The following is a 26,525-nucleotide window of genomic DNA, read 5'->3' on the forward strand; positions in this document are numbered from 1 at the left end:
CGGCCTCGGTGGTCCGCTCAGCGGACCGTACGCCCTCAGGGGGCCGGGCGGGGAACGGTTTTCACGAGTGCGGCCGCCTCCCGGGCGGTGAGAGCGGCGCCCTCCGCGTGGAGCGCGGCGTACCGGGCGCCGGCGAGGGCGGCGCGCGCCGTCCGCTCGGCGCGGTCCCGGATCGCACGCTCCGTCGCCGCGGTGACCGTGCGGAACGCGACCGCGCCGGGGTCGCCGCCGAGCGCGTCGTACGCGCCGAGCAGGCGGGCGGCGTCCTCGGCCCGCCCCTCCCGCGCGAACGCCCATGCTGCCGCCGGGAACTGACCGGTGATCAGGTGCGGTGCGACGAGGTACGCCAGCGTCTCCAGCCGCTCCGTCGCCCGGGCGAGCCACGCGGACGCCGAGGCCGTACGGCCGTCCAGGATGTCGAGCCAGCCGTGCAGTCCGCTCACGATGCCGGTGAACAGGTCGGGCGTGTCGCCGGTGAACCGCGCTTCCAGCCGGGCGAGCTGCTCCCGCGCCAGCGCCGTGCGGCCGCTCTCGCCGTAGTGCTGGACCAGCAACAGGCCCGCGGTGCTCAGCGCCTCGCCGCGCAGCCGCTCCGCCTCGTCGACGGCCTCGGCCAGCGCCCGTTCGGCGGCCTCCAGGGCGGCCGGGTCGCCGGCCGCGGTGCGCAGCCGTACGCCGGCGAGGCGGGCCTTGAAGACCGGCACCTGGGACCAGGCCCGCAGGTCCACGGCGGCGCCCATGGCCCGTTCGAAGTCCGCGGCGGCGTCGTGCAGGCGGCCGGCGCGTTCGTACGCCTCTCCGCGCGCCGACAGGGACTCGGCGACGCCCCACGAGTCGCCGGCGGCCTCGAAGACGGCGAGGGCGCGGTCCGCGTCCGCGTCCCTGCCGCCGAGCAGTCTGGCGCGCATCAGCAGCGCGAAGCCCAGGTCCCAGGCATCCGCGCCCGGGCCGCCGCCGCCCTGTTCGCAGGCCCCGACGAGGGCGTCCAGAGCCTCGGCGAGCGAGGCGTACTCGCCGAGCATCAGACGCGCGAAGTACCACATGAGGCCGGGCTGCCGGCGGTTCTGCGGCAGGCCGGGGCGGTACGCGTCGACCAGCGCGGCCAGGCGGGCGCGGGCCTGCGGGTCCTCGAAGGCGTCCGCGCCGTCGCCTCCCTGCGCGCCGACGAGCAGGATCCGCACGGCGCGCCGGGCCTCCCACAGCTGCTCCGCCGGCCACGGCGGCGCGGTGTCGTTCGGGCGGACGGCGAGCGGCGGTGCGGGGCGGAGCGGCGGGGCGAAGGGGTCGGGGCCGAGGCCGGCGACGGCGGCGCACCAGGTGCGCACGTCGTCCTGGTGCTCGCGGAGCTGCCAGAACCAGCCCATCGAGAGGACCAGGCACAGGCCCTCCTCCTCCGCGCCGCGCGCGACGGCCGTGCGCAGCGCGGCACGCACGTTCTCGTGCTCGGCCTCCAGCCGCATCAGCCCGACCCCCTGCCGGGGCCCGCGCAGCTCGGGATCGGTGGTCCTGGCCAGCTCCCGGTAGTGCACGAGATGCCGCCACTCCACCTCCGCCCGCTCCCCGGCCTCGTCGAGCCGCTGGGCCCCGTACTCGGCCACGGTCTCCAGGAGCCGGTAGCGCATCTGCCCGGTTCCTGGGTCGGGCGCGGCGACGACGAGCGACTTGTCGACAAGTGCGGCGAGGAGGTCGAGGGTGTCGGGGGTGTCGGGGGTGTCGGCCGCCGGGGTCGCCGGGGTCGCCGGGGTCGCTGGGGTCGCTGGGGTGCAGACGGCTTCGGCGGCTGCCAGGTCGCAGCCGCCGGAGAAGACCGACAGGCGGCGCAGGACCGTGCGTTCGGGCTCGGTGAGCAGGTCCCAGGACCAGTCGACGACCGCGCGCAGCGTCTGCTGGCGCGGCAGGACCGTGCGCGCGCCGGTCGTCAGGAGCCGGAAGCGGTCGTCGAGGCGGTCGGCGATCTGCCGCGCGGTCAGCACCCGCAGCCGCGCCGCCGCCAGCTCGATGGCCAGCGGCAGACCGTCCAGACGCCGGCAGATCTCCTGCGCCGCCTCCAAATCGTCCTCCACCGCGAACCCGGGCCGCGCCGCCGCCCCGCGCTCCGCGAACAGCCGCAGCGCCGTCGCCTGCGGCAACGGCTCCACCGGCCGCACCACCTCCCCCGGCACCCCCAGCGGCTCACGGCTCGTCGCCAGGATCGTCACCCCCGGGCACTGCGCCAGCACCGACTCCGCCAACGCCGCCGCCGCGCCCACCACATGCTCGCAGTTGTCCAGGAGCACGAGCATCCGCTGCCGTCCGCAGTGCTCGACCAGGCGCGTCAGCGCGTCGCGGCCCTGCTGCTCCGGCGCGCCGGGGCCCGCCCAGAGCTGGGTCTCGCGGGCGCCGAGCGCGGTCAGCACGGCGGCCGGGACCGCGGCCCCGTCCCGTACCGCCGCGAATTCGACGAGCCGCACGCCGTCCGGCCAGGCCGCGCCCGCCCGGTCCGCCGCCTCCGCGGCCAGCCGGGTCTTGCCCACTCCCCCGACGCCGGTCAGCGTCACGAGGCGACGGACGGACAACTCCCCCGCGACCAGGTCGAGTTCCGCGTCCCGGCCGACGAAGGACGTCAGTCGCGCCGGAAGCACCGGAAGCGCCGGGGTCGCTCGGTGCCGCTCGCTGGGCGTCGCCGGGCGCAGCAACTCCTCGTGCAGCGCGCGCAGTTCCGGACCCGGGTCCGTGCCCAGCCGTTCCGCGAGCAGCGCGCGGACCTCCTCGTACGCCTCCAGCGCCTCCGCCGGCCGCCCCGCCGCGCGCAGCGCGCGCAGCCGCAGGGCGTGCACGGACTCGTCCAGCGGGTGCTCCGCGGCCAGGGCCGCCAGCGGGGCGAGCGCGCCGGCCGCGCGACCGAGCGCCGCCTCGGCGGCCAGCCGGTCCCGGCGCGCCTCGACGCGCCGCCGTTCGGCGCGTACGACGCGCGGGTCGGCGTCCCGGCCGGGGAGATCCACGAGGGCCGGACCGCGCCACAGCCCCAGGGCCTCGTCGAGGAGGGTCGCCGCCCGGCCCGCGTCACCGGCCCGCAGGGCGGCCGCGCCCTCATCGGCGAGCCGCTCGAAGCGGTGCAGGTCCACGTCGTCGCGGTCCACCGCGAGCCGGTACCCGCCCGGGCCGGACAGCAGCGCGTCCCGGCCCAGGGTCCGGCGCGCCCGTCCGACCAGTGCCTGAAGCGCCGGCGTCCGCTCGGCCGCGGGCGTGTCGTCCTCGCCCCACACCTGGGCGACCAGGCCGGTGACGTCCACGGCGCGTCCGCCCGCCGCCGCCAGCGCGGCGACCAGCGCGCGCAGCCGTCCGCCCCCGAGCACGACCTCGGCCCCGTCCGGGCCGGGCGCGCGGGTGGGGCCGAGGATGCGGTAGGAGGGGTTCACCGGCCCATTGTCCCCGTCCCGTCCCCGGCACTGCGCACGCCCCGACGCCCAGCCACGGCGCTCCCCGACGCCCCGCCCCGGCGCCCCGCCACCGCCATCCGCGCCCCTGCCGCCCCCGCCCCACACCCCCGTGCCCCGCCGCGCACCCGCACTGCGTCCGTTCGGAGCAATCCGGTACAGGTGCGGGCGGACGGGACGTGCAGCGCCATGGCGTTCCCGGGTCGCCGGTTCGACAATGAGGAGGATGACCGAACACGACCGGCGCCCGTCTGCCGGCTCGCCCCCGCGCCAGGCGCCGGACGAGCCGCGCAACGGCGAGATCGGCCCCACCGAGCGGCTCGCGATGAACCGCACGGGCAGTTTCGACTGGGATCTGACGGCCGGCACCATCGACGTCGACGACGCCGGTCTGCTGGTCTTCGGCCTCGACCCGGCGACCTTCGACTCCCGGCCCGCGTCCGTCGTGACCATGCTCGACGCCGACGAGCGGGCCCGGCTCGAAGGGGTGATCCGCGAGGCGATCATCAGCGGCAACACCTCGTACAGCGCGTACTTCCGGACCGAGCGCGGCGACGGCGCCGTCCAGTGGACGCACGTGCAGGCGCGCATCCTGCGCGACGCGGAGGGCATGGCGCACCGGATCGTGGGCATCGTCCGGGACGCGACCGCCGAGGTGACCCACTCGGCCTTCGTGCTGGAGCTGGAGAAGCGCCGCGAGGTGCAGACCAACATCGTGGAGCGCACCACGCACGCCCTGTCCCGCGCCGTGACCGTCGACGACGTGACCGCCGCGCTGACCGGCCCCGGCGGGCTGGCCCGGCTCGGCGCGGACGGCCTGGCGCTCGGCCTGGTCGAGAACGGCGCGCTCAACATCATCGCGCTGAGCGGCGAGTCGCTGGAGGTCCTGAACGACTTCCGCAGCCGCCGCCTGGACCGCGGGCTGCCGCTCGCCGAGACCGTGCTGAGCGGGCGGCCCCGGTTCGTCACCTCGCTGCCCACCCTGGGCCGGGACTTCCCGGCCCTGGCCCCGTACCTGGAGCGGCTGCGGTTCCGTGCCGCCGCCTATCTGCCGCTGGTCGCGCAGGCCCGCTCGATCGGCGGGATGGCGCTGTTCTACCGGGGGCGCACGGCCTTCAACGCCGACGAGCGCAACCTCAGCCTGGGTCTGGCGGCGATCGTCGCGCAGTCGCTGCAGCGGGCGCTGCTCTTCGACGAGGAGCGGGAGCTGGCCACCGGCCTGCAGGAGACCATGCTGCCGCGCCGCATCCCGGAGATCTCGGGCGGGGAGATCGCGGTCCGGTACCACGCGGCGTGGAGCGGACGGCAGGTCGGCGGGGACTGGTACGACGTGGTCCCGCTGCCCCGCGGGCGGGTCGGCGTGGTCGTCGGCGACGTGCAGGGGCACGACACCCACGCCGCCGCCATCATGGGCCAGCTGCGGATCGCGCTGCGCGCGTACGCGGGCGAGGGCCACGCCCCGGCCACGGTGCTCGCCCGCGCCTCCCGGTTTCTGGCCGAGCTGGACACGAACCGCTTCGCGACCTGCACGTACGCGCAGGTGGACCTGAGCACCGGGACGGTGCGGGCGGTACGGGCCGGGCACCTCGGCCCGCTGATCCGGCACACCGACGGCCGGGTCGGCCGGCCGAAGCTGCGGGGCGGGCTGCCGCTCGGCCTCGCGTCGGTGTTCGGCGAGGAGGAGTACCCGGAGACCCGGCTCGACCTGGTGCCGGGCGAGACGCTGGTGCTGTACACGGACGGGCTGGTCGAGCAGCCCGGCTCGGACATCGAGTCGGGGATGGAGGCGCTGGCGGCGGCCGTGAGCAGCGGGCCGCCACAGGCGGAGGCGCTGGCCGATCACCTGTCGGAGCAGTTGTGGGAGCGGTGGGGGCCGGGCGACGACGTGGCCCTGCTCGTCCTGCGCCGCAGCCCGGACCCCGGTACGCCGCGGGCACCGCGCATCCACCAGTACATCCACCAGGCCGACCCGCAGGGCCTGTCGGACGCGCGGGCGGCGGTCGGGCAGGCGCTGCGCGACTGGAACATGCCGGAGCTGGCCGACGACGCGGAGCTGCTCACCGGCGAGCTGCTGGTGAACGTGCTGCTGCACACGGAGGGCGGTGCGGTGCTGACCCTGGAGGTGCTGCCGGAGCCGGTCCGGCGCGTCCGGTTGTCGGTGCAGGACCGTTCCAGCGCCTGGCCCCGGCGACGCACTCCGGGCGAGGCGGCGACCTCGGGACGGGGGCTGCTGCTGCTCGACGCCCTGTCGGACCGGTGGGGGGTGGAACCGCGTGGCGAGGGCAAGGCGGTGTGGTGCGAGATCGGCCCGCCGGCCGGCTCGGGGGCGGGGGCCGCGGTCGGTACGGAGGCGGGAGCGACGTGAGGCTCGCGGGCGGCCCCGGCCGCTGCCCGCTCGGACGAAAGGAACCCCATGGACCCGGTGGCCGCGCTGAACCGGATCGCGTACCTGCTGGAGCGCGCGCACGAACCCACGTACCGCGTCCGCGCGTTCCGCAACGCCCAGGCCGCCGTGGAGGCCATGGAGCCGGGCGAGGCGCAACGCCGGGCGGAGGCCGGGACGCTGGAGAAGGTGAAGGGGCTCGGACCGAAGACGGCGGCGGTGGTCCGGGAGGCGCTGGCCGGCCAGGTGCCGGCGTATCTCGCCCGGCTGGAACAGGAGTTGGCGGACTCCTTCGACGTGGGCTCGGCGACCGGCGGCGAGGCGCTGCGGTCGGCGCTGCGCGGCGACTGCCATCTGCACTCGGACTGGTCCGACGGCGGGGCGTCGATCGAGGCGATGGGGCGCGCGGCCGCGGGCCTCGGGCACGAGTGGGCGGTGCTGACCGACCATTCGCCGCGGCTGACGGTGGCGCGCGGGCTGTCGCCGGAGCGGCTGCGCGAACAGCTGGACGTGGTGGCGGAACTCAACGAGCGCTGGGCGCCGTTCCGGCTGCTGACCGGGATCGAGTGCGACATCCTGCCGGACGGCGAGCTGGACCAGGAGCCGGAACTCCTCGAACGGCTCGACCTGGTGGTGGGTTCCGTGCACTCGAAGCTGCGGATGGAGGCGCCGGCGATGACCCGGCGGATGGTGCGAGCGGTGCGGAACCCGCTGCTCGACGTGCTGGGGCACTGCACGGGACGGCTGGTGACGGGGCGGGGGCGGCCGGAGTCGGAGTTCGACGCGGAGGAGGTCTTCGCGGCCTGTGCGGAGTCCGGGGCGGCGGTGGAGATCAACAGCCGCCCGGAGCGCCTGGATCCGCCGCGCCGTCTGCTGCGGCAGGCCGTCGCGGCGGGCGTGTTCTTCTCGGTGGACACCGACGCCCACGCGCCGGGTCAGCTGGAGTGGCAGATCCTGGGCTGCGCGCGGGCGGAGGAGTGCGGCGTGCCGACGGAGCGGGTGATCAACACCTGGGCGGCGGACGACCTCCTGCAGTGGACCCGTACGTGCGAGGCACCGAAGAGTCACTGACGGCTGGGCTTGGGCGGGGGCGGTGACGGCTGGCCTCTGGGGTCGGTGACCGTGGAGCCCGCGGGGGCGCTGACGGCGGGGCTCCCCGGGGGCGCCGACGGGCGAGGCTCCGCGAGGGCGCTCGCGGCTGGGCTCCGTGGGACCGCTGACGGCCGGACTCCGCGGGGCCGCTGACCGGCGGGGCCCGCAGGTCGCTCCCGGCTCGCCCCCGGGTCACTCGCGGGTCTGCCGCTGCCAGACCGTCGTCATGTTGCAGAACTCCTTGATCCCGTGCCCGGAGAGCTCCCGCCCGTACCCGGAGCGCTTGACGCCGCCGAACGGGAACGCGGGGTGCGAGGCGGTCATGCCGTTGACGAAGACGCCGCCGGCCTGGAGGTCCCGGACGAAGCGGTCCACCTCGGCGTCGTCGAGCGTCCAGACGTTCGAACTCAGGCCGAAGGGCGTGTCGTTGGCGACGTGAACGGCCTCGTCGATGTCCGCGACCCGGTACAGCGTCGCCACCGGCCCGAACGCCTCCTCGCGGTGGATGCGCATCTCCGGCGTGATGCCGGCGAGCACCGTGGGCCGGTAGTACCAGCCCGCCGGCAGGCCGTCCGGCCGGCAGCCGCCGCAGAGCACCTCCGCGCCCTTGGACACGGCGTCGTCGACGAGCTCCTCCAGGTCGCGACGGCCCTGTTCGGTGGCGAGCGGGCCGACGTCGGTGCCGTCGGCGAGCGGGTCGCCGACGGTGAGCGCGTTCATGCGCGCGGCGAAGTCCTCGGCGAAGGAGTCGTAGACGTCCCCGTGCACGATGAACCGCTTGGCGGCGATGCACGACTGGCCGTTGTTCTGGACGCGGGCGGTGACCGCCGTCTCGGCGGCCTGCCGGACGTCGGCGGTGGCCATGACGATGTACGGGTCGGAGCCGCCGAGTTCCAGGACCGTCTTCTTGACCTCGTCGCCCGCGACGGAGGCCACGGACCGGCCGGCGGGCTCGCTGCCGGTGAGGGTCGCGGCGGCCACGCGAGGATCGCGGAGTACCGCCTCCACCTCGCCGGAACCGATCAGCAGGGTCTGGAAGCAGCCCTCGGGGAAGCCCGCGCGGTGGAACAGTCCGCCGAGGTAGAGGGCGGTCTGCGGGACGTTCGAGGCGTGCTTGAGCAGGCCGGTGTTCCCGGCCATCAGGGCGGGCGCGGCGAACCGCACGACCTGCCAGAGCGGGAAGTTCCAGGGCATGACGGCGAGGACGGGTCCGAGGGGCCGGTACACGACGCGGGCGGACTCGGCGCCGGAGTCCCGTACGTCGGCGTCGGCGGGCCGCTCGTCGGCGAGCAGGGCCTCGGCGCGGTCCGCGTACCAGCGCATCGCCTTGGCGCACTTGGCGGCCTCGGCGCGGGCGGCGGTGAACGTCTTGCCCATCTCGACGGTCATGGTGCGGGCGATGTCGTCGCGGTCCTCGTCGAGCAGGTCGGCGGCGCGGCGCATGAGCCGGGCGCGCTCGTCGAAGGAGGTGGTGCGGTACGTCAGGAAGGTCTCGTGGGCGGCCGCGATCCGCCGTTCGACCTCGTCGGGCGTGTGCGGCTCGTACGTCCGGACGGTCTCGCCGGTGGCGGGGTTCACGGTGGCGATGGGCATGGCGTCTCCTCTGCCGACTCGACGCTCCGACCCTCCCCCGGCCGCGCGGCGGACGCAATCGGGAGAGGGCCGATGGAACCCGGGCGTCACCCGGCGGTGTCACCCGGGGCCTCGCGGACGAACCGGCCGCTCGCCGCGCCGCGCAGCCGTCCGGCGGGGACGCGGCGGCCGAAGGTGAGCAGCAGCAGGTCCTGGGCCGCGCCGTGGACGGGGCTGCCGCTGCCGTACGACCAGTCGAGGTCGTCCGCCACGAGGCGTACGCCGTCGAGGTCGGCGCCGAAGAACCGCAGGCCGCCGGGGCGGACCGCGTCGAGGAGCACGCGCACCCGGTCGGCGGGGACGCGGCGTCCGTGACCGAGGGCGACGGTGATGTCGAGGCCGTGGACGACGTCGTGGCCGAGCGCGCCGGCGAGGCCGCCGACGGGCGGCTTCCAGGGGTGGTGGGCGTGGTCCCGGAGGAAGGCGGCGAGTGCGGCGGTGGAGTGGGCGGCGGCGTCGCGGCGGGCGACGCGGTCGGTCATGCGGTGGAGGCTGCCGCGCGCCCGGGCCAGCTCGACGAGCGTCGCGGGCAGGGACAGCCGGAAACCCATGGACATGTGGGCGGCCACCTCGCGGACCCGCCAGCCGGCGCAGAGGCTCGGGGCCCGCCATTGTGCGTCGTCCAGGCCGTCGAGGAGGTCCGCCAGCTCGCGGCGCTCGGCCGCGATCATGGCACGGAGGGCGGCGGTGCCGGGAACGTTGCGGCCGGTCGTGGTGGGGGCGTCGCTCATGGAACAAGGGTGCGGACGAGCAGGGGCACAAGTCCAAGACCTGCTCCTTCTCCCTCCTAGAATCACCGATTATGGAACTGCGTCGTCTCCGGTACTTCGTCACGGTGGTCGAGGAGGGCGGCTTCACACGGGCCGCGGCCCGGCTGCACCTGTCCCAGCCGGGGCTGAGCGCGCAGATCCGGCAGCTGGAGCGGGAGCTCGGCCAGCCGCTGCTCGACCGGTCGGGCCGGACGGTGACGCCGACGGAGGTGGGGCGGGCGGTGCTGCCGTACGCGCGGGCCGCGCTGGCGGCGGTGGCGGGGGCGCGGCAGGCGGTGGACGCGTACACGGGGCTGCTGCGCGGCCGGGTCACGCTCGGGACCGTGTCGGGCGTCGCAGGCGAGGCCTTCGAACTGCCCGCACTGCTCGCGGAGTTCCGGGACGCGCACCCGGGGGTGGAGGTCTCGCTGACGGAGGACTCGTCGGAGCGGATGCGTGCGGCGCTGCTCTCCGGCGAGCTGGACCTCGCGCTGCTGGGCACGGCGGACGCGGAACCGCCGCCGGGGCTCGCGTACCGGGTGGTGGTCGACGAGCCGCTGGCCGTGGCGGTCGCGGACACCGATCCGCTGGCGGGCCGCGAGGAGGTGGCCCTCGCGGAGCTGGCGGAGCGTCAGCTGATCTGCCTGCCGCGCGGGACGGGCGTCCGGGCGGTGCTCGAACGGGCCTGCGCGCGGGCCGGGTTCGCCCCGCGCGTGGCGTTCGAGGCGGCGTCCCCGCAGCTGGTGCGGCAGCTCGCCGCACGGGGGCTGGGGCCGGCGGTCCTGCCGTGGGGCGACGAGCCGGTCCCGGACGGCCTGCGCGTCCTGCGCCTCGTACGCCCCACCCTCCGCGGCCGCGTCGCCCTGGCCCACCGCGCCGCCGGCCCCCCGAGCCCCGCCGCCCGCGCCTTCCTCACCCACCTGCACACGACCCTGCCGGACGGGGGTCCGGCATCGGGTCGCCGTGACGCTGACGTCGCGCGCGGCAGCCGGTAGGCTCCGGATCACTCGACAGGGTGCCAGGATCCGATCGGCCTTCCACGACACCATGAGATCCGCGGGGCCCTCCAACTCATGAGTGGTCTGGAGTGAATGTTGACCATCGCGGACCTCGTCGCGGCACCGGACCCGGAGCAGGAACCGTTCAGGACGTTGGTCCACGTCGAATACCAACTCCGCGTGCTCGGCCTGCTCTGCGCGGCAGCGGACCCGAAGCCCGCCAAGTTCAGCACACCGGGCTCGCTGGAGAAGTGGGCCGATTACAGCAGGCTGCAGAGCGAGAGGCTGGGCTGTGCCGAGTGCCATGCTGAGGCATCGGCCGTCGCCCTCAGCATCAACGTCCCCGTGGTGGCCGAGCCCGGGATGTCGATCAGGAAGGTACGCAATCAGGTGTGTCACGGCGGCCCGATGCCGCAGGACATCGACCTGGCGGCCTTGCACAAGGTGGTGTCGGAGAACGCGGAGCGGATCGTGCGCCTGCACGACCACGGCCACGTCGACGAGTTGGCTCCCTTCTTCCGCGCGACCAACGGCCGGCTCGCCGCGCTGCACTCCTTCTCGGGAACAGCCGCCACCTACTGGCCCCGCCGGGGCGAGGCGATCGATGTCACCGATCGCGACGTCGTCGACGCACTGAAGAGCCTGGATGTCCAGCGCGGCGACCGCCTTCTCGACGAATTCGCCCAGGACATCGCACGCGACCTCAGGGGCTTCGCCGAACGGGACTCCGTCTACACCTTGGTGTCGCCGCCCGATCCGATCGTGGTGCGCTGGGACCGTCGCAGCTCGGACGGGGCAGTCCCCCGCGTCGACCGGTTCGAGGTCACCGCCGACCACGCAAGGGTGTGGCTCTCCCCAGAAGGCCCGAAGCCGTACAAGGCGTTCCTCGCGGACGTGTGCAACTGGTCGCTGTTGAAGAAGCGGTTACTCGAGGAACTCGAGGAGCATCTCGCGACCGAGAAGCGGATCAGCCAGGAACTGTTCCCTCACCTGCCGCAGCGCGTCCCCCATGTTCCGACGCTGGTCGAGTACGAGGACGAGTACCGGGGAGTCCAGCGCAACCTGACCATCACTCAGGCCTGTGCCGAGGTCACCCAGGGGGTCAACTCCTACCGCGGCAGCACCAACCTCATCACCCTGACCGGTGAGGCCGGCTCCGGAAAGACCCACAGCCTGCTTCAGTTCGCGCGGGAGTCGCTGACCACCACGAGCGACGACCTCGAACCCGTGGTCATCTACATCTCGTCCAGCAGGTCCAGTGCCAGCAGCCTGAGGCAGCTGATCAACGACCGGGTCGCAGGGACGAGAATCCTGGACCGGGAATCGGTGCTCGCCCTGTGTCGCGCCGGTCTGGCGATCCTGGTGATCGACGGATTCGACGAGATGCTGGGCTTCCGCACGTACGACAATCCGCTGTCGGGCCTGCAGCCGATCCTGGACGACCTGAGCAACAGAGGAGCCGTCATCCTCTCGGCGCGCTCGAGCTACTCCGAGGCGCGCTTGTGGAACAGCCTCACGGAACATCCCTCCAAGAACTCGCGCCACCGGCTGACGACGATGAAGCTCCAGCCCTGGCAGCGCGCGCAGTTGCTCGAACTCACCGGACACCTGTCGATCGACATGACGGCCGCGGAGGACGCTCCCGAGGTCCGGCAGCTTCTGACCACACCGTTCTTCTGTCTCGCCTACGCCGCCTGGAAGCAGACCGACCCGTCGGCGGACTTCCTGCGGTTCGTGGTCGACACCTACCTCCAGCGAGAATTGAGCAAGCTCGTCGGACAGCAGGGGACGTTGCTGTTCCGTCAGGAGGAACTCGCCGAGATCTTCTGTGAAGTCGCCGAGATGAGTGCGCGCAAGGTGACGCCCGAGGTCTCCGAGGAGGAACTGGCGCTGGCCGCGGAGCAGGCCCTGGAGCACGGCCTCTCCCTCGATCGCAAGCGTCGGCTGATCGCGCTGTGCGGCATGAGCGCCGAGTGGTCGGACGAGGAACTCTCCTTCAGTTTCACCCACCTTGCGATCGCCGAGCACTTCCTGGCCCGCCAGGTCACGCGGGTTCCTCTGCAGCAGGCGTTGTCCCTGCTCTCCCATGTCGCGATCTCGGCACTGTGCGCGCAGCTGATCCACACGATGTGGCCGCAGGCCCGGGACGAGAAGATCGAGCGCGTGATCGCCGAGCTCCAGGCGCGCGTGAACGCCGCGGAGGATCCCGACGATTGCCGCCCGGCCATGGCCAGCCTCGGAGAGTTGTGGGCGCGGGTGAACGGAACGGCTGACGTCCCGCGATCTGCGCGGCGGATCATCGTCGGCCGCCTCGAACTCGGCGGTTCGGGGCGGGTGACTCTCGACCAGTCGGAGATCCGGCACCTGGTCGTCGGCCCGGGGGTCACCGTTCAGCTGACCTCGTGTCAGGTGGACCGGCTGGACCTCTCGCAGGCGTCGGGGGACGCGTTGGTCGGCGACTCGTACAAGCAGGTGTCCGAGTTGCTCACCCAGAACGAGCTGACGGGCAGTCCGCGCCGCATGAGGGAACTGCTCGGCCTTCCCGCGGAGCCGGTCGACGACAACGCGATGGAGGCGTTCTTCAAGGACAAGATCATGAACGCGCGCGTGCCGATCATCGTGAACGAGCGCTACTACCCGCCGGATGAGGACGTTCGCATGCGGTGGACGCGCGAGTACGGCATCGAGCGGTGGCGCGCCTACGTGAAGAAGATGATCAAGGAAGGAAAGCTGGTCGAGGAGCCGGTGAACGCCGCGGGGCCCTCCAAGTGGCGACTGCGGACGACCGAGAAGGCGGACGAGCAGTGGGGCGCACCTCGGTGATCACCGCTGTTGCCCGTCGCGGGCCGGCGGCGCGTGCCGCTCTTCGCGCCGCCCGCGCGTCGTCCAGTGGAGGCAGCCGGTCAGGTGGGTGCGGAAGGCGGGGGTGGCGTACGACTCCGGGGTGTGGCCCAGGGCCGTGAAGAGGAAGCGGCCGCCGAGGTTCTCGTGGCACCAGGCCAGCGGGTGGTCGGCGCCGTGGGTGCCGCCCTCGTAGGTGGACTCGTCGGCGCGCAGCAGGACGTGGACGCCGGGGCGGCGGGGGTGGGCGGTGAAGTCGTACCACTCGTCGGTCCAGTGCCACGGCTCCGGCAGTCCGGCGGTCGCCGGGTGGGCGGGGTCCTCGACGTGGACCAGGCCGGGCTGGAGCGGCGGGTGTCCGGCGAAGCGGGTGCCGAGCAGTGCGCCGTAGAAGGGCCAGTCGGGTTCGGCGTTGGCCGCGGCGTGGACGGCGAGCAGACCGCCGCCGGCCCGGACGTACGCCTCCAGGGCCTCCCGCGCCGGGTCGGTGAGGACGCGGCCCGTGGTGGAGAGGAGGACCACCGCCGCGCAGCGCTCCAGCCGCTCCGCGGTGAACGCGCCCGGATCGTCCGTCGTCTCGGCCGCCAGGCCCAGTTCTGCCGCCAGTTCCGTCAGGGCGCGGGCGCCCGCCGGGATGGAGTCGTGGCGGTAGCCGGCGGTGCGGGTGTAGACGAGGACGTCCGAGGTCGGCACGCGGCGAACTCCCTTTCAGCAAGCGCTTTCCGTCCGACCGTAGTCAGCGATACTCACGTGCCGCAAGCCCGTTCCGTGCCGCAGACTGCGTCGATGGACACCTTGCCACCCGCAGCGCCGGCGAGCGGCGCGCCCCAGGCCCGCGCCCTCGCGCACGTCGCCGCCCGCTCGGCCGGCGCGCCGCTCGACCCTTCGCTCCGCGTCACGCTCAACTTCCACCCGCACTTCCTCGACCGCCTCGCCGAGGACGGCGTCTACCGCTCCCAGTTCGTCACCGGCACCAGCAACGGCGGGCTCACCGCGCGACCCGGCGGCGACCGCTGGCGCTGGGAGAGCCGGATCTTCGGGGGCGCGTACGACGACGCCGCGCCGCACGAGCGCCCCGTGTACGGCGCGCTCGACCATCGCCGCCGCCCCTACGGGGCCGCCCCGCGCTTCGGCTCGGCGCATCTGCGGCTGACCGCGGACACCCTCGCCCGCGGGACCTTCTGCTACCCGGACAGTTTCCTGGAGCCGACCGACTTCGGCGTGGTCGACCGCATGGCGCTGATAGCCCTCGCGGACGCGGACGACGCCGATCCCCTCGACGACTACATCGAGGCGCAGATCCACGGCCCGGTCGACCTCGCCCGGCATGTGGAGGCCCTGGTCCTGGACCCGAGCCACCGCGGCACCGACGTCGAGGCCGCCGCCCGCCGGCTGCCGTGCCCCGTCGAGTGGCACGGCGGCTTCCGGCTCACCGTCGAGGAGCTGCGCCGGCACCCGGACTACCGGGGCCCGCAGTACGTGGAGCTGGGCGCCGCGCTGGCCGTCGACGGGGTCCTGGACGCCAGGATCGTGCAGGAGGCGGCCGAGTCGGGGCGCCACGACCGGCAGGACGTCAAGAAGGTCTGGCACCTGCTGGCCCGCTTCGGCGCGCCGGAGGGGAGTGCCTCCGGGGCGGGCGATGCGGAGGGGGAGTCGCCGTCTGAGTCCGAGTCGGACCATCGGCGGCTCGTCGACGGTGGCGTGCGCTGATCAGCCGATGGGACCGGCTCCGGTCGGTTCCGCCGGTGCGGTGACGGCGGCGAGGAGGTACGGAAGGAAGTCCTTCTCCAGTGCGCCCGGCGGGAGTTCGTCCGGCTCGACGTAGCTCTGCGCCAGGCCGCCCTCGCGCAGCGCGACCAGGAGCCGGGCGAACCGGTCGGGGTCCACGGTCAGTTCGCGGCCGGCCCGGCGCAGCGCGGCCGTCAGGCCCCGGGCGAGTTCGGCCCGCAGCCGGGCGTCGTGCCGGGCCAGGACCCACGCGGCCTGCCGGTCCCGGATCGCGTACAGCGTGAACTCCGTGGTGACCAGGTACCAGTCGCGCTCCTCCGGCTCGATCCGCGCGGCGAGCGCGGCGAGGCCCTCCAGGGTGAGGTCCTCCGGCTCCAGCGCGTCGACCGCCTGCGCGAGCCTGGTGACGGTCCGCTCGCTGTGCTCGTCGAACAGCGCGAGGAACAGCTCGTCCTTGCTGCTGAAGTTCGAGTAGAAGGCGCCGCGGGTGAAACCGGCGCGCTCGCAGATCTGCTCGATGGAGGAGGCGTGGTAGCCCTGCTCGGCGAAGCTCTCGAGCGCCGCCTTCAGCAGTGCGGCGCGGGTACGGGGCCGTCGCCCGGTGGTCCCCTTCGGCACCGTGTCCTCCTCGTCGCCGCGAGCCGTCCGCCGCCCGTCCGCGCCGGTGCGGCGGACCACCATACCGGGCGGCGGGGCGGGCTCTCCCAGGCGGGCGGCGGACCCGGAAGATAAAATTCACGCATGGGAGAGCGGCCCGTCGTGCCCGCCGCGCCCGAGCTGGTCCTGGAGCTCGACGGGGACACGACCCTGATGAGTCCGAGCCGGGTGTACCGCATCGGGCGCGACCCCACCAGCGACATCGTGCTGGCCGACGCCCGCGCGTCCTGGCACCACGCGCTGCTGCGGGCCGAGGGCGACCACTGGACCCTGCGCGACGAGGGCAGTACGAACGGCACGTACGCCGCCGGGCGCCGGGTCCTGACGGCCAGCGACGTCGGGCCGGGCACGGTGATCCGCTTCGGGCACCCGGACGACGGGCCCCGCGCGGTCCTCTCCGGCCACCGGACGGCGCCCCCGCCGCCCCAGACGCCCGCGCCACCGGCACCGGCGGAGCCGGCCGAACCAGCGCAACCAGCGCAACCCGCGCCCCCGCCGTACGCACCACCGCCCGCCGAGCCCTCGGAGCCGTACGCCACCGAGCCCTCCGAGCCCGCCGAGCCGTACGCCGCCGAGCCCACCGCCCTTACCCCGCCCCGCCCCTCCTCCGTCTCGCACCCCGCCGCCACGGGGACCTTCCGGCAGCCGACGTCGATCCGGCCGCTGCCGACCCGTACCGTCCGGATCGGGCGCGGGGCCGACAACGACCTGGTGATCGACGATCTCGTCGTCTCGCGGCGGCACGCGGAACTGCGCGCCCACCCGGACGGCACGTACTGGATCTACGACGTCGGCAGCCACAACGGCACGTACCTCAACGGCCGTCCGGTCACCCGCGCCCGCGTCACCCCCGCCGACATCGTCGGCGTCGGCCACTCCGCGTTCTGCCTGATCGGGGACAAGCTCGTCGAGTTCACCGACACCGGGGAGATCTCCCTCGACGTGCAGGAACTCGCGGTCACCGTCGACCGGGGCCGCAAGACGCTCCTCGACGACGTGACCTTCCCGGTCGGCCAGAAGACCCTGCTCGCGGTCGTCGGCCCCAGCGGCGCCGGCAAGTCGACGCTGCTCGGCGCGCTGACCGGTCAGCGGCCCGCCGACCGCGGCACGGTCCTGTACGACGGCCGGGACCTCTACCGCGACTACGCCGAGCTGCGCCAGCGCATCGGCCTCGTCCCGCAGGACGACATCCTGCACCTGCAGCTCACCGTGCGCCGGGCGCTCACCTACGCCGCCGAACTGCGCTTCCCCGAGGACACCGGGCGCGACGAGCGACGGGCCCGGGTCGACGAGGTCATCACCGAACTGGGCCTGGAGCAGCGCGCGGACCAGCCGATCCACAGTCTGTCCGGCGGGCAGCGCAAGCGGGTGAGCGTGGCGCTCGAACTGCTGACGAAGCCGTCGCTGCTGTTCCTCGACGAGCCGACGTCCGGGCTCGACCCGGGCATGGACCGGTCCGTGATGCACATGCTGCGCGGGCTGGCCGACGACGGGCGGACGGTCATCGTCGTCACGCACAGCGTGCTCAGCCTCGACGTGTGCGACCGGCTGCTCGTGCTGGCCCCCGGCGGCCGGATCGCGTACTACGGGCCGCCCGGCGACGCGCTCGGCTTCTTCGGTTACGACCAGTGGCCGGAGGCGTTCGAGGCGTTCGAGGCGGAGCGGGACCGGGACTGGGCCGGTCAGTACCGGGCGTCGCGGTTCCAGCGGCAGTACGTCGCGGACGCGATGGAGCGGCCGCGGCTGCCCGAGGGGACGCCCGGGGCCGCCGAGCCGCCGGGGCCGCCGCCGAAGGCGCAGAGCTGGGGCGGGCAGCTGCGGACCCTGGTCCGCCGGTACGCGGCGGCGCTCAGCGCCGACCGGACGTTCCTGGTCGTCATGGTCGCGCTGCCGTTCGTGATGGGTGCGATGGCGCGGGCGCTGTCGGAGGGCAGCCTCGGGCCCGAGTCGACGATGAACGTGCTGCTGATCCTGTGCGTGGGCGGGGTGCTCACGGGTGCGGCGAACGCGGTGCGGGAGCTGGTGAAGGAGCGGACCATCTACCGCCGGGAGAGAGCCGTCGGCCTCTCGCGCTCCGCGTACCTGATGTCGAAGGTGGTCGTCCTCGGCCTGGTGACGGTGGTGCAGGCGGTGGTCCTGACGCTGGTCGCCCTGGTCGGCGTGCCGCTGAACGTGCCGGACGGCAAGGGCGTGCTGATGCCGCCCCTGGTCGAGCTGACGCTGGCGGTGGCCCTGCTGTCGTTCACGGCGATGATGCTGGGCCTGTTCGTCTCCGCCCTGGTCCGCAAGGAGGAGGTGACGATGCCGCTGCTCGTCCTGATCGCCATCGTGCAGGTGGTGTTCTGCGGCGGGCTGCTGACCGTGCACGGCACGGCGGTGGTGGAGCAGCTGGCGTGGCTGGTGCCGTCGCGGTGGGCGTTCGCGGCGATGGGGGCGACCATCGACATCGGGAAGGTCGCGCCGAACGAGAAGACCACGGATCCGCTGATGGACCACACCGCCGCGGCGTGGCTGTTCGACATGGGGATGCTGGTGGCCCTGTGCCTCGTCCTCGGGTTCGTGGTGGCGCGGCTGCTGCGGCGGCACGAACCTGTGATCATGCGAAAGTAGGCCGCCCATGGGTTACCCCGACCTCCCCGTCCTGCCGGACTTCCGGCCGACCCATGTGGTGCCGCGCGACGGGCTGCCCGCCTGGGAGGCCCCCGATCCGTCACTGCCGAGCGATCCGCTGGACCCGTTCCTGCCGGTGCAGCTGGTGGACCGGGTCGGCGACTGGGGGCAGATCGTCTGCTCCAACGGCTGGTCGGCCTGGGTGGACGGGCGGCTGCTCGTCGCCGTGCCGCAGGACCCGCCGGCGGCCGGTCAGCCGCCGGCCAGGACGGCGGACCCGCGGCCGCTGATCGCCCGGGCGGAGGACTCGCTCGGCCGGTTCCGGCGGGCGGCGGAGGAGCTGGCGGCGGGCCGTTCGGACGGGGAGACGTTCCGGCGGCGGACGCGCGGGCTGCGGGTGGGGATGGTGGTGGACGGCGAGTCGCTGTGGCTGTTCGACGCGGAGCACGAGCGCTGGGTGTACTGCGACGGCGCGGCGCTCGCCACGTACGCGACCTCGGGCCGCCCGGACGTCGCCGAACCGGCCGAGCCCGCCGCGGCGTCGGCCGCGGGCCCCGGCGCGACACGCGTCGTCGAGTCGGCCCAGCCACCGGCCGCGCCCGAGCCCGCCGCACCGGTACGTGAAGCGGAGACGCCCCGAGACCACGAGCCGACCCGCCTCGTCCCGACGGCGCCCCCGGAACCGGTGCGGGCCGCATCCCCGGAGCCGACACAGGTCGCCCTCCCGAGCACGCCGACTCCCGAGCCGACGCAGGCGGTCACCCCGAGCACCCCGGCTCCAGAGCCGACACAGGTGGTCACCCCGAGCACCCCGGCCCCCGAACCCACGCAGGCGGTCACGCCGAACGCCCCGGCCCGAGAGCCGACCGAAGTCGCCACCCCAAGCGCCCCGGCCCCCGAACCGACCCAGGTCGTCACCCCCCACGCGCCTCCCAGCCCCGAACCCACCCAGGTCGTCACCCCCCACGCGCCTCCCAGCCCCGAACCCACCCAGGTCGTCACCCCCCACGCGCCTCCCAGCCCCGAACCCACCCAGGTCGTCACCCCGGACGCGACGCCCGGTCCGGAGCCCACCCAGGTCGTCGCACCGGACGCCCCCGCCCCCGAACCGACCCAGGTCGTCACGCCGGACGCCCCGCCCGGTACCGGCCGGCAGCCGACCCGGGTCGTGACGCCCGACGACGCGGGGCCCGAGCCGACGCGTGTCGTGGACGCGGAGGGCGGCGGGCTCGCGGACGGGCGTCGGGGTGGTGAGGACTGATGCCGGGGGCGACGCGGGACACGGATCTGCCCGTCGGGCGGGACACCGGGCTCCTCGGCAAGCAGATCGCGGGCTACCTCGTGCAGGGCGAGATCGGACGCGGCGGGATGGCGGTCGTGTACCGGGCCCGCGACCTGCGTCTCGACCGCACCGTCGCGCTCAAGCTGCTCGCCCCGGAGCTGGCCCGGAACGACACGTTCCGCAAGCGCTTCGCGCACGAGTCGCGGGTCGCGGCCGCGATCGACCATCCGCACATCGTGCCGGTCTTCGAGGCGGGCGAGACGGAGGGCGTGCTGTACATCGCGATGCGCTACGTGCCGGGTCAGGACCTGCGGGCCGTCCTGGACCGGGAGGGCCCGCTGCCGCCGGACAAGGCGGCGCGGATCGCGGTGCAGGTGGCGTCCGCGCTGGACGCGGCACACGCGCACGACCTGGTCCACCGGGACGTGAAGCCGGGCAACATCCTGGTGGCGGAGGGAACGGACAGCGAGCACCCGGAGCACGTGTACCTCGCGGACTTCGGGCTGACGAAGAAGTCCCTCTCGCTGACCGGGATCACGACCGTCGGACAGTTCGTGGGCACGCTCGACTACGTGGCGCCGGAGCAGATCGCGGGCCGGCCGGTGGACGGCCGGTGCGACGTGTACAGCCTGGGCTGCGTGGTGTTCGAGACCCTGACCGGCGCGCCGCCGTTCCGCCGCGACGACGACATGGCGCTGCTCTGGGCGCACCAGTACGATCCACCGCCCCCGCTGTCGGGCGAGCGGCCGGACCTGCCCGCGTCGGCGGACGCGGTCATGGCGAAGGCGCTCGCGAAGTCCCCGGAGGACCGGTACGGGACGTGTCTGGAGTTCGTGTTCGCGCTGCGTACGGCGGTGCAGGGCGGTAAGTCCGCCGGTCCGCGGCGGGCGGCGCCGGGCAGCGCGCCGCAACGTCCGCAGCCGCCGCCGGAACCGCCGCGCTGGGCGCGGCCGGTGTTCCGCGGCGCGGTCGAATGGCCGGGGGCCGGAACGACGGAGTAGCGGCAACGACGGATTAGCCGCCCGGGCGAAGCAGCAGCCTCCTACGGCCGCGCGGGGCCCTCCGGCCCCGGCCTTTTCGGCACCGACCCCTCCGGCTCCCGCCCCTCCGGCCCCTTCGGCTCCGACACCTCCCCATGGCGTTTCACCCGCATCGCGAGCAGACCGCCGAGGAAGCCGGCGATCAGGCCCCAGCCGAGGCCGAGCCCGGCCATGGCCCAGACGTGCGGGTCGAGCAGGACCTCGCCGCCGAAGGCGTCGATGTCGCCGATGCCGAGCACGGACAGGCCGAAGCGGGCGGCGACGTCGGTGAGCGGGGCGACGGCCAGCATCGTCAGCGCGAACGCGACGCCGCCGTGCACGGCGTGCCGCCACAGCGGGACGCCGGCGGGCGAGCGCGTCGCCATGACGAACGCGGCGCCGAGCAGCAGGACGGCGGCGACCGGGATCAGCCACCAGGCGCGGGGGTCCTGCTCGGCGAGGGTGGCGACGTCGAGGGTGGTGGTCTGCCTGCCGCGCAGGACCTGGTCGAGGATCTGGGGCATGGGCAGGCCGAAGGGGCCGTCGACCTTGCCGGTCCAGGCGCCGCCGATGCCGGTGCCGAGGGCCAGCCAGCTGACGTTGGGCAGGCCGAGCAGGATCACCGCGAACGTCTCGGCGGCGTGCCCGCGGGTCGCGGCCACCACGAGCCCGACGACCAGGCCGATGACGACGTACGCGAGGATCAGGAGCAGCATCGCGGAGGCGGCGGGGCGGATGGCCGCGTGGTAGCGCACGGCCCGCGCGGGCAGCGGTGCGGCGCGCGCGACCAGCAGGGCGACGAGCAGCACGCCGAGGATCCAGAGCAGCCCCTGGCCGAGGGTGGGTCCGTACTCCGTGCGGAAGCCGACGGTGGGGTTCGTGGACTCCAGCAGCTCGCCGAAGATGTCGGTGAGGGGGTCGTCGCCGGCCGGGGCCGTGACGGGGAAGTCGTGGCGCGCGAGGGCGGAGACGCCGAGGAGCGCGGCGAGCCAGAGCACGGTGGTGCGGGCGACCCGGCCGAGCAGTTCGCCGCCGCCCGCGACCGCGTGGTGGCGCAGCGGTCTGAGGAACAGGGCGCCGGTGACCAGCGCGCCGGCGAGGGTGACGCTGAGCGGCATGGCGGTGAGTTCGGCGTCGGTGCCGGCGAGGGCGCCGGCCTGGCCGGCCAGGTCGATCCGGCCGCCCGCGGCCATGACGACGACGGCCGCGACGACGCTGGGGAAGCCGCCGTCCGGCAGTGCGTCGGCGCCGGCGGCCCACAGGCCGAGGGCGGCGACGACGGCCATGGCGAGGAAGCCCGCGACGACGGCGAGGAGGGCGTCGAGCCAGCCGCGGACGAGGGTGCCGGTGTCCCGCCGGGCGGGGAGCTCACTGCTCACCCTGCCCACGCTAGGCGGGTCGCGGCCGGGCCGCCCGCCGTGGGGCCCGGCACGGGCCCGTACGGGTCAGGGGCGTCCCCGGCCGGGCGGACAGCGCTTGCGGGGCCCCGGGCGGAGGCGCACAGTGAGCGCGGATCGGAAGAAAGGGAAAAACGTGACTTCCCAACCGCCCTCCGGCCGCCCCACGGGCCCCCCGTCGGGCCCCCTGTCGGGCCCCTCCTCGCGCCCCGGGTCGGCCGGGCCGCCGCCACCCTCCGGGCCGTCCCACGGCGCGGGCAAGGGGGGCGGCTCGCGCATCTTCCGCAGCGGAGGCGGCGGGGGCGGGCGCGGCGGCGGAGGCGGAGGCGGCCTGGGCGGGGGCGGCGGCGAGGGCCCCTGGTGGCGCTCCGTCCCGAAGATCGCCGCGATCACGGCGGCGATCGTCGCCGCGGTGGTCGTGGCCGTGGTGCTGACCCGGTCCGACGGCGGCGGCGACCAGGCCGGCGGCGGCAGCGGCGAGGTCTTCCTGCAGTCCGCCTCGGCCGCCGGGCCGGACCCGTTCACCCGGTCCACGGCCCGTACGGGCGCGGCGCAGTCGCCCGCGCCGCTTCCCAGTCCGACGGGGCAGACCGGCGCGAACGTCACGCGCACGGTGGCCGGTTCGGCGGAGGGCCTGTACGGCGGCACGAAGAACGTGGCCAGCTGCGACGTGGAACAGCAGGTGCGGTTCCTCGGCGCGGAGCCGGACAAGAACCGGGCGTTCGCCTCGGTCCTCGGCATCTCCGAGTCCGCCGTGGCCGGGTACCTGCGCGGCCTGACGCCGCTCCAGCTGCGCGTGGACACGCGGGTGACGAACCACGGCTACAAGGACGGCGGCCCGACCGCGTACCAGGCCGTGCTGCAGGCCGGCACGGCCGTGCTGGTCGACGACCGCGGGGTGCCCCGGGTGCGCTGCGCCTGCGGCAATCCCCTGACGCCCCCGGTGCCGCAGAGGACGACGCCGACGACGACGGGCACGGCCTGGCCGGGCTACCGGCCGTCGAACGTGGTGGTCGTGGCGCCGTCGGTGACGGTGGTGAACATCTTCGTGGTCTACGACCCGGAGGACGACGCGTGGTTCACGCGCAAGCCGGGCCACCACGGCCGCACCGACCGGCCGACGTCGCCGCCGACCGCGCCGCCGTCGCCGTCCGCCTCGGACACCGGCTCGCCGACGGTCACCTCGCCCCGGCCGTCCACGCCCCTGCCGTGCGTCACTCTCACCGACGGGGTGCAGTCGCTGCCGCCGGGCGTGGCGCCCTGCCCGTCGACGCTCACGCCGCCGCCGAGCTCGGTCTCGCCGGACACGGTCTCCCCCGACACGGACACGACGAGCCCGCCGAGCGAACCGGCGCCGGTCTCGCCCGACGGCGGCACGACGACCGACCAGTCGGCGGGCGTGGAGTCCCCGCAGACCGACGACCCGGGGGCCTCGTCCCCGGACGGCTCCGGTGCCCCGGAGGGCCAGTCCCCCGCTCAGGGCCCGGACGCGCCGTTCACCGTCCCGACGTTCTGACCGGAACCGTCCCGGCGCTCCGAGCCGCCCGGCCTCCAGCCCCGCTCACCCGTCGCCCGGGGACGGCCGTCCGAAACTCGGATGACCGTTCCCGGGCGCGTGTGTACGGTCGTACGAGTGGAACCACTCACCGAGAAACAGATCCGCACGTCCTTCGTGAACTGCACCAAGGGCGAGGCCGCCCGGCTCCGCCTCCCGCTGGACTTCGCCGAACTCCCCTGGGAGGACCTCGACTTCCTCGGCTGGGTCGACCCCGGCGCGCCGCTGCGCGCGCACATGGTCGTCCCCGGCGAGGACGGCCGCCCGCTCGGGGTGACGCTGCGGGTGCCGGCGGTGCAGCGCACGAGCGCGGTCAAGTCGAGCGTGTGCCGCATCTGCATGACGGGCCACGCCTCCTCGGGCGTCACCCTGTTCGCGGCCCCGCTGGCGGGCCCGAAGGGCCGCGAGGGCAACACGGTGGGCCTCTACGTCTGCGCGGACCTCGCCTGCTCGCTGTACGTGCGCGGCCGGCGGGAGCCGAAGCTGCGCGGCCGGTACGAGGAGACGCTGACGCTCGACGAGAAGATCGCCCGCACCGTGGAGAACCTGACCGCGTTCGTCGGGAAGGTCACCGCCTCCGCCTGACGCCGGGGCGGCCGTCCGCTCAGCGGAAGGCCGCCTCGCCGGTGAGCGCCTTGCCGACGACCAGCGCGTGGACCTCGCTGGTGCCCTCGTAGGTGAGCACCGACTCGAGGTTGTTGGCGTGCCGCATCACCGGGTACTCCAGGGTGATGCCGTTGGCGCCGAGGACGGTGCGGCACTGCCGGGCGATCTCGATGGCCTCCCGGACGTTGTTGAGCTTGCCGACGCTGACCTGCTCGGGGGTGAGCCGCCCGGCGTCCTTGAGCCGGCCGAGGTGCAGGGCGAGCAGCATGCCCTTGCCGAGTTCGAGGGCCATGTCGGCCAGCTTCTGCTGGGTGAGCTGGTACGAGGCGAGGGAGCGGGCGAAGACGACGCGGTCGGCGGCGTACGCGAGGGCCGTCTCCAGGCAGTCCCGGGCCGCGCCCAGCGCGCCGAAGACGATCCCGAAGCGGGCCTCGTCGAGGCAGCCGAGCGGTCCGGACAGGCCGCGCGCCCCGGGCAGCATCGCGTCGGCCGGCAGCCGTACGCCGTCGAGGACGAGCTCGCTGGTGACGCTGGCCCGCAGCGACAGCTTCTGCTTGATCTCGGGGGCGCTGAAGCCGGGCGTCCCGGCGGGCACCAGGAAGCCGCGCACGCCCTCCTCGGTGCGGGCCCACACCACGGCCACGTCGGCGACCGAGCCGTTGGTGATCCACATCTTCGCGCCTTCGAGGATCCAGTCCGCGCCGTCCCGCTTGGCGCGGGTGCGCATCGCGCCGGGGTCGGAACCCGCGTCGGGCTCGGTCAGGCCGAAGCAGCCGATCGTCTCGCCCGCCGCCATGCCCGGCAGCCACCGCTGCTTCTGCTCCTCCGAGCCGTACGTCCAGATCGCGTACATGGCGAGCGAGCCCTGTACGGAGACGAGGCTGCGCAGTCCGGAGTCGACGGCTTCCAGTTCCAGGCAGGCCAGTCCGTAGGAGACGGCGCTGGTGCCGGCGCAGCCGTAGCCCTCCAGGTGCATGCCGAGGACGCCGAGCCCGCCGAGGGTGCGGGCCAGTTCACGGGCCGGGATCTCGCCGCGCTCGAACCAGCCGGCGACGTGCGGGCGCAGTTCGCGGTCGGCGAGGGCGCGCACGGTGCGGCGTATCTCGCGCTCCTCGTCGCTGAGCAGGCCGTCGAGGGCGAGCAGGTCGAAGGGGTGGACGGGCGACGCGTTCATGTACCGGCCTCCAGGGGTGTGGGCGCACGCCGGGCCCGCACGGCGCCCGGCCGAGGGCAGACTAGCGGCAGATCGGATTTTGGATCCAGTATTGAATTTCCCCTGCCGGGCTGCGTACGGTCGCCGCGTCGCGGACGACCGAGCTGAGGAGCGTGGCGGTATGACGGCGGAGCAGCAGGTCGCGGGCAGCGGCGTGGGCGGCAGCGCGGACGGCGGCGGCCCGGGCGCGCTGTCCGGGATCGTCGTGGCCGATTTCGGCCGGGTCCTTGCCGCCCCGTACATGACGATGCTGCTGGCCGATCTCGGGGCGGACGTGATCAAGATCGAGCGGCCGGGGACGGGCGACGACACCCGCGCCTGGGGGCCGCCGTTCGCGGACGGCGAGGCCACGTACTTCCTCGGCGTGAACCGCAACAAGCGCTCGGTGGCCCTGGACCTGACCGACCCGCGCGGCCTGGAGGCGGCGCGGGCGATCGTGGCGCGCGCCGACGTGCTGGTGGAGAACTTCCGCCCGGGCACGATGGAGAAGCTGGGCCTGGGCTACGAGGAGCTGAGCGCGCGCCATCCGGGTCTCGTGTACTGCTCGGTGACCGGTTTCGGCACGGACGGCGGCGCGCGGCTGCCCGGCTACGACCTGCTGGTGCAGGCCATGGGCGGGCTGATGAGCGTGACCGGCGAGCCGGGCGGCCGGGGCACGAAGGCCGGGGTGGCCCTGGTGGACGTGATCACCGGTCTGCACGCGGGGATGGGCGTGCTCGCCGCGCTGCGTCACCGCGACCGCACCGGCCGGGGCCAGAAGGTGGAGGTCTCGCTGCTCGGCTCGCTGCTGTCCGCGCTGACGAACCAGGCGTCGGCGTACGTGGGCGCCGGGGTGGTGCCGCGGGCCCTGGGCAACCGGCATCCGAGCATCGCCCCGTACGAGGTCTTCGACGCGCGCGACCGGCCGCTGGTGCTGGCCGTCGGCAACGACCGCCAGTTCCGGGCGCTGTGCGACCGCCTCGGCCTGCCCGGGCTGGCCGGCGACCCGCGGTTCGCGACGAACACGGCCCGGGTCGCCCATCGGGAGGAGCTGGTCGCGGCGCTGTCCGGGCCGCTGGCGCGGCGGGACGCGGACGCCTGGTTCGAGGAGCTGACCGCCACCGGCGTGCCGTGCGGCCCCATCAACGATCTGGCCGCCGCCTTCGAGCTGGCCGAACGCCTCGGGCTCGGCCCGCGGGTGCCGGTGGCGCAGGGCGCGGCGGCGCGGACGGTGGCCAGTCCGATCGGGCTGCGCGGCACGCCCGCCGCGTACCGCACCGCTCCCCCGCGGCTGGGCGAGCACACCGAGGCGCTGCTCGCGGAGCTGGGGATCGACCTGGGCACGGGCGGGGAGGCCGCGCCGTAGGA

The 26,525-nt window shown here is 74.6% G+C and carries 18 protein-coding genes; 11 read left to right on the plus strand and 7 right to left on the minus strand.

Annotation, left to right across the window (positions count from 1 at the left end; all coding sequences use genetic code 11):
• Window positions 1-35: 35 nt before the first annotated feature.
• Window positions 36-3,398 carry an ATP-binding protein gene (locus ACNJ93_RS01350; protein WP_418955433.1) on the minus strand — a complete coding sequence of 1,121 codons (3,363 nt, stop codon included), beginning with the start codon at window positions 3,396-3,398 and terminating at the stop codon, window positions 36-38.
• Between the two features lie 244 nt (window positions 3,399-3,642).
• On the opposite strand from ACNJ93_RS01350, the gene ACNJ93_RS01355 reads away from it, so the two are divergent.
• Both ACNJ93_RS01355 and ACNJ93_RS01360 read left to right on the plus strand, forming a co-directional pair.
• Window positions 3,643-5,781: a SpoIIE family protein phosphatase gene (locus ACNJ93_RS01355; protein ID WP_418955434.1), complete on the plus strand. Its 2,139-nt coding sequence runs from the start codon at window positions 3,643-3,645 to the stop codon at window positions 5,779-5,781.
• A 48-nt stretch (window positions 5,782-5,829) separates the two neighbouring features.
• Window positions 5,830-6,870: a PHP domain-containing protein gene (locus ACNJ93_RS01360; protein ID WP_418955435.1), complete on the plus strand. Its 1,041-nt coding sequence runs from the start codon at window positions 5,830-5,832 to the stop codon at window positions 6,868-6,870.
• 213 nt (window positions 6,871-7,083) lie between these two features.
• Here ACNJ93_RS01360 and ACNJ93_RS01365 read toward each other — a convergent pair whose 3' ends face one another.
• A complete protein-coding gene (locus ACNJ93_RS01365) occupies window positions 7,084-8,484 on the minus strand; it encodes an NADP-dependent succinic semialdehyde dehydrogenase (RefSeq protein WP_418955436.1) in 1,401 nt (466 codons plus the stop codon).
• A gap of 86 nt (window positions 8,485-8,570) precedes the next feature.
• Complete coding sequence (locus ACNJ93_RS01370; RefSeq protein WP_418955437.1) at window positions 8,571-9,254, minus strand: maleylpyruvate isomerase family mycothiol-dependent enzyme; 684 nt, start codon at window positions 9,252-9,254, stop codon at window positions 8,571-8,573.
• A gap of 71 nt (window positions 9,255-9,325) precedes the next feature.
• Here ACNJ93_RS01370 and ACNJ93_RS01375 point away from each other — a divergent pair, with 71 nt between their 5' ends.
• Window positions 9,326-10,267 carry a LysR family transcriptional regulator gene (locus tag ACNJ93_RS01375; protein ID WP_418955438.1) on the plus strand — a complete coding sequence of 314 codons (942 nt, stop codon included), beginning with the start codon at window positions 9,326-9,328 and terminating at the stop codon, window positions 10,265-10,267.
• A gap of 96 nt (window positions 10,268-10,363) precedes the next feature.
• Complete coding sequence (locus ACNJ93_RS01380) at window positions 10,364-13,093, plus strand: NACHT domain-containing protein (protein WP_418955439.1); 2,730 nt, start codon at window positions 10,364-10,366, stop codon at window positions 13,091-13,093.
• Here the strand turns inward: ACNJ93_RS01380 and ACNJ93_RS01385 are convergent, their stop codons facing one another.
• Window positions 13,094-13,804 (minus strand): ThuA domain-containing protein, encoded by a 711-nt coding sequence (locus ACNJ93_RS01385; RefSeq protein ID WP_418955440.1) that lies wholly within the window; start codon window positions 13,802-13,804, stop codon window positions 13,094-13,096. It abuts the gene before it with no gap.
• A 93-nt stretch (window positions 13,805-13,897) separates the two neighbouring features.
• On the opposite strand from ACNJ93_RS01385, the gene ACNJ93_RS01390 reads away from it, so the two are divergent.
• A complete protein-coding gene (locus ACNJ93_RS01390; RefSeq protein ID WP_418955441.1) occupies window positions 13,898-14,821 on the plus strand; it encodes a DUF3626 domain-containing protein in 924 nt (307 codons plus the stop codon).
• Here the strand turns inward: ACNJ93_RS01390 and ACNJ93_RS01395 are convergent, their stop codons facing one another.
• Window positions 14,822-15,457 (minus strand): TetR/AcrR family transcriptional regulator, encoded by a 636-nt coding sequence (locus ACNJ93_RS01395; RefSeq protein WP_418955442.1) that lies wholly within the window; start codon window positions 15,455-15,457, stop codon window positions 14,822-14,824. It abuts the gene before it with no gap.
• A 123-nt stretch (window positions 15,458-15,580) separates the two neighbouring features.
• On the opposite strand from ACNJ93_RS01395, the gene ACNJ93_RS01400 reads away from it, so the two are divergent.
• The 3 genes from ACNJ93_RS01400 to ACNJ93_RS01410 are packed head-to-tail and all read left to right on the plus strand — an operon-like array spanning window position 15,581 to window position 20,389.
• On the plus strand, window positions 15,581-18,106 hold the full coding sequence (locus tag ACNJ93_RS01400) for an FHA domain-containing protein (protein WP_418955443.1): 2,526 nt from the start codon (window positions 15,581-15,583) through the stop codon (window positions 18,104-18,106).
• Window positions 18,107-18,113: 7 nt separating this feature from the next.
• A complete protein-coding gene (locus tag ACNJ93_RS01405; protein WP_418955444.1) occupies window positions 18,114-19,367 on the plus strand; it encodes a hypothetical protein in 1,254 nt (417 codons plus the stop codon).
• Window positions 19,367-20,389: a serine/threonine-protein kinase gene (locus ACNJ93_RS01410; RefSeq protein ID WP_418955445.1), complete on the plus strand. Its 1,023-nt coding sequence runs from the start codon at window positions 19,367-19,369 to the stop codon at window positions 20,387-20,389. The genes ACNJ93_RS01405 and ACNJ93_RS01410 overlap by 1 nt, the downstream gene beginning before the upstream one ends.
• Window positions 20,390-20,430: 41 nt before the next feature.
• On the opposite strand, the gene ACNJ93_RS01415 is transcribed toward ACNJ93_RS01410, so the two are convergent.
• On the minus strand, window positions 20,431-21,786 hold the full coding sequence (locus ACNJ93_RS01415; RefSeq protein ID WP_418955446.1) for a streptophobe family protein: 1,356 nt from the start codon (window positions 21,784-21,786) through the stop codon (window positions 20,431-20,433).
• Between the two features lie 154 nt (window positions 21,787-21,940).
• Here ACNJ93_RS01415 and ACNJ93_RS01420 point away from each other — a divergent pair, with 154 nt between their 5' ends.
• Both ACNJ93_RS01420 and ACNJ93_RS01425 read left to right on the plus strand, forming a co-directional pair.
• Complete coding sequence (locus ACNJ93_RS01420; protein WP_418955447.1) at window positions 21,941-23,320, plus strand: DUF6777 domain-containing protein; 1,380 nt, start codon at window positions 21,941-21,943, stop codon at window positions 23,318-23,320.
• 117 nt (window positions 23,321-23,437) lie between these two features.
• Window positions 23,438-23,944 (plus strand): FBP domain-containing protein, encoded by a 507-nt coding sequence (locus tag ACNJ93_RS01425; RefSeq protein ID WP_418955448.1) that lies wholly within the window; start codon window positions 23,438-23,440, stop codon window positions 23,942-23,944.
• Between the two features lie 19 nt (window positions 23,945-23,963).
• On the opposite strand, the gene ACNJ93_RS01430 is transcribed toward ACNJ93_RS01425, so the two are convergent.
• On the minus strand, window positions 23,964-25,139 hold the full coding sequence (locus ACNJ93_RS01430) for an acyl-CoA dehydrogenase family protein (RefSeq protein WP_418955449.1): 1,176 nt from the start codon (window positions 25,137-25,139) through the stop codon (window positions 23,964-23,966).
• Window positions 25,140-25,299: 160 nt separating this feature from the next.
• On the opposite strand from ACNJ93_RS01430, the gene ACNJ93_RS01435 reads away from it, so the two are divergent.
• On the plus strand, window positions 25,300-26,523 hold the full coding sequence (locus ACNJ93_RS01435; RefSeq protein WP_418955450.1) for a CaiB/BaiF CoA transferase family protein: 1,224 nt from the start codon (window positions 25,300-25,302) through the stop codon (window positions 26,521-26,523).
• The last annotated feature ends 2 nt before the right edge of the window (window positions 26,524-26,525 follow it).

The organism is Streptomyces tritici (assembly GCF_048500665.1).
Lineage (GTDB): Bacteria > Actinomycetota > Actinomycetes > Streptomycetales > Streptomycetaceae > Streptomyces > Streptomyces tritici.

Excerpts from the sequence above, each read along its gene's own strand:
- ACNJ93_RS01400 (WP_418955443.1), top strand. The coding sequence starts at position 15,581 with ATGGGAGAGCGGCCCGTCGTGCCCGCCGCGCCCGAGCTGGTCCTGGAG.
- ACNJ93_RS01370 (WP_418955437.1), bottom strand. The coding sequence starts at position 9,254 with ATGAGCGACGCCCCCACCACGACCGGCCGCAACGTTCCCGGCACCGCC.
- ACNJ93_RS01360 (WP_418955435.1), top strand. The coding sequence starts at position 5,830 with ATGGACCCGGTGGCCGCGCTGAACCGGATCGCGTACCTGCTGGAGCGC.
- ACNJ93_RS01405 (WP_418955444.1), top strand. The coding sequence starts at position 18,114 with ATGGGTTACCCCGACCTCCCCGTCCTGCCGGACTTCCGGCCGACCCAT.
- ACNJ93_RS01375 (WP_418955438.1), top strand. The coding sequence starts at position 9,326 with ATGGAACTGCGTCGTCTCCGGTACTTCGTCACGGTGGTCGAGGAGGGC.
- ACNJ93_RS01430 (WP_418955449.1), bottom strand. The coding sequence starts at position 25,139 with ATGAACGCGTCGCCCGTCCACCCCTTCGACCTGCTCGCCCTCGACGGC.
- ACNJ93_RS01435 (WP_418955450.1), top strand. The coding sequence starts at position 25,300 with ATGACGGCGGAGCAGCAGGTCGCGGGCAGCGGCGTGGGCGGCAGCGCG.
- ACNJ93_RS01410 (WP_418955445.1), top strand. The coding sequence starts at position 19,367 with ATGCCGGGGGCGACGCGGGACACGGATCTGCCCGTCGGGCGGGACACC.
- ACNJ93_RS01365 (WP_418955436.1), bottom strand. The coding sequence starts at position 8,484 with ATGCCCATCGCCACCGTGAACCCCGCCACCGGCGAGACCGTCCGGACG.
- ACNJ93_RS01390 (WP_418955441.1), top strand. The coding sequence starts at position 13,898 with ATGGACACCTTGCCACCCGCAGCGCCGGCGAGCGGCGCGCCCCAGGCC.
- ACNJ93_RS01380 (WP_418955439.1), top strand. The coding sequence starts at position 10,364 with ATGTTGACCATCGCGGACCTCGTCGCGGCACCGGACCCGGAGCAGGAA.
- ACNJ93_RS01355 (WP_418955434.1), top strand. The coding sequence starts at position 3,643 with ATGACCGAACACGACCGGCGCCCGTCTGCCGGCTCGCCCCCGCGCCAG.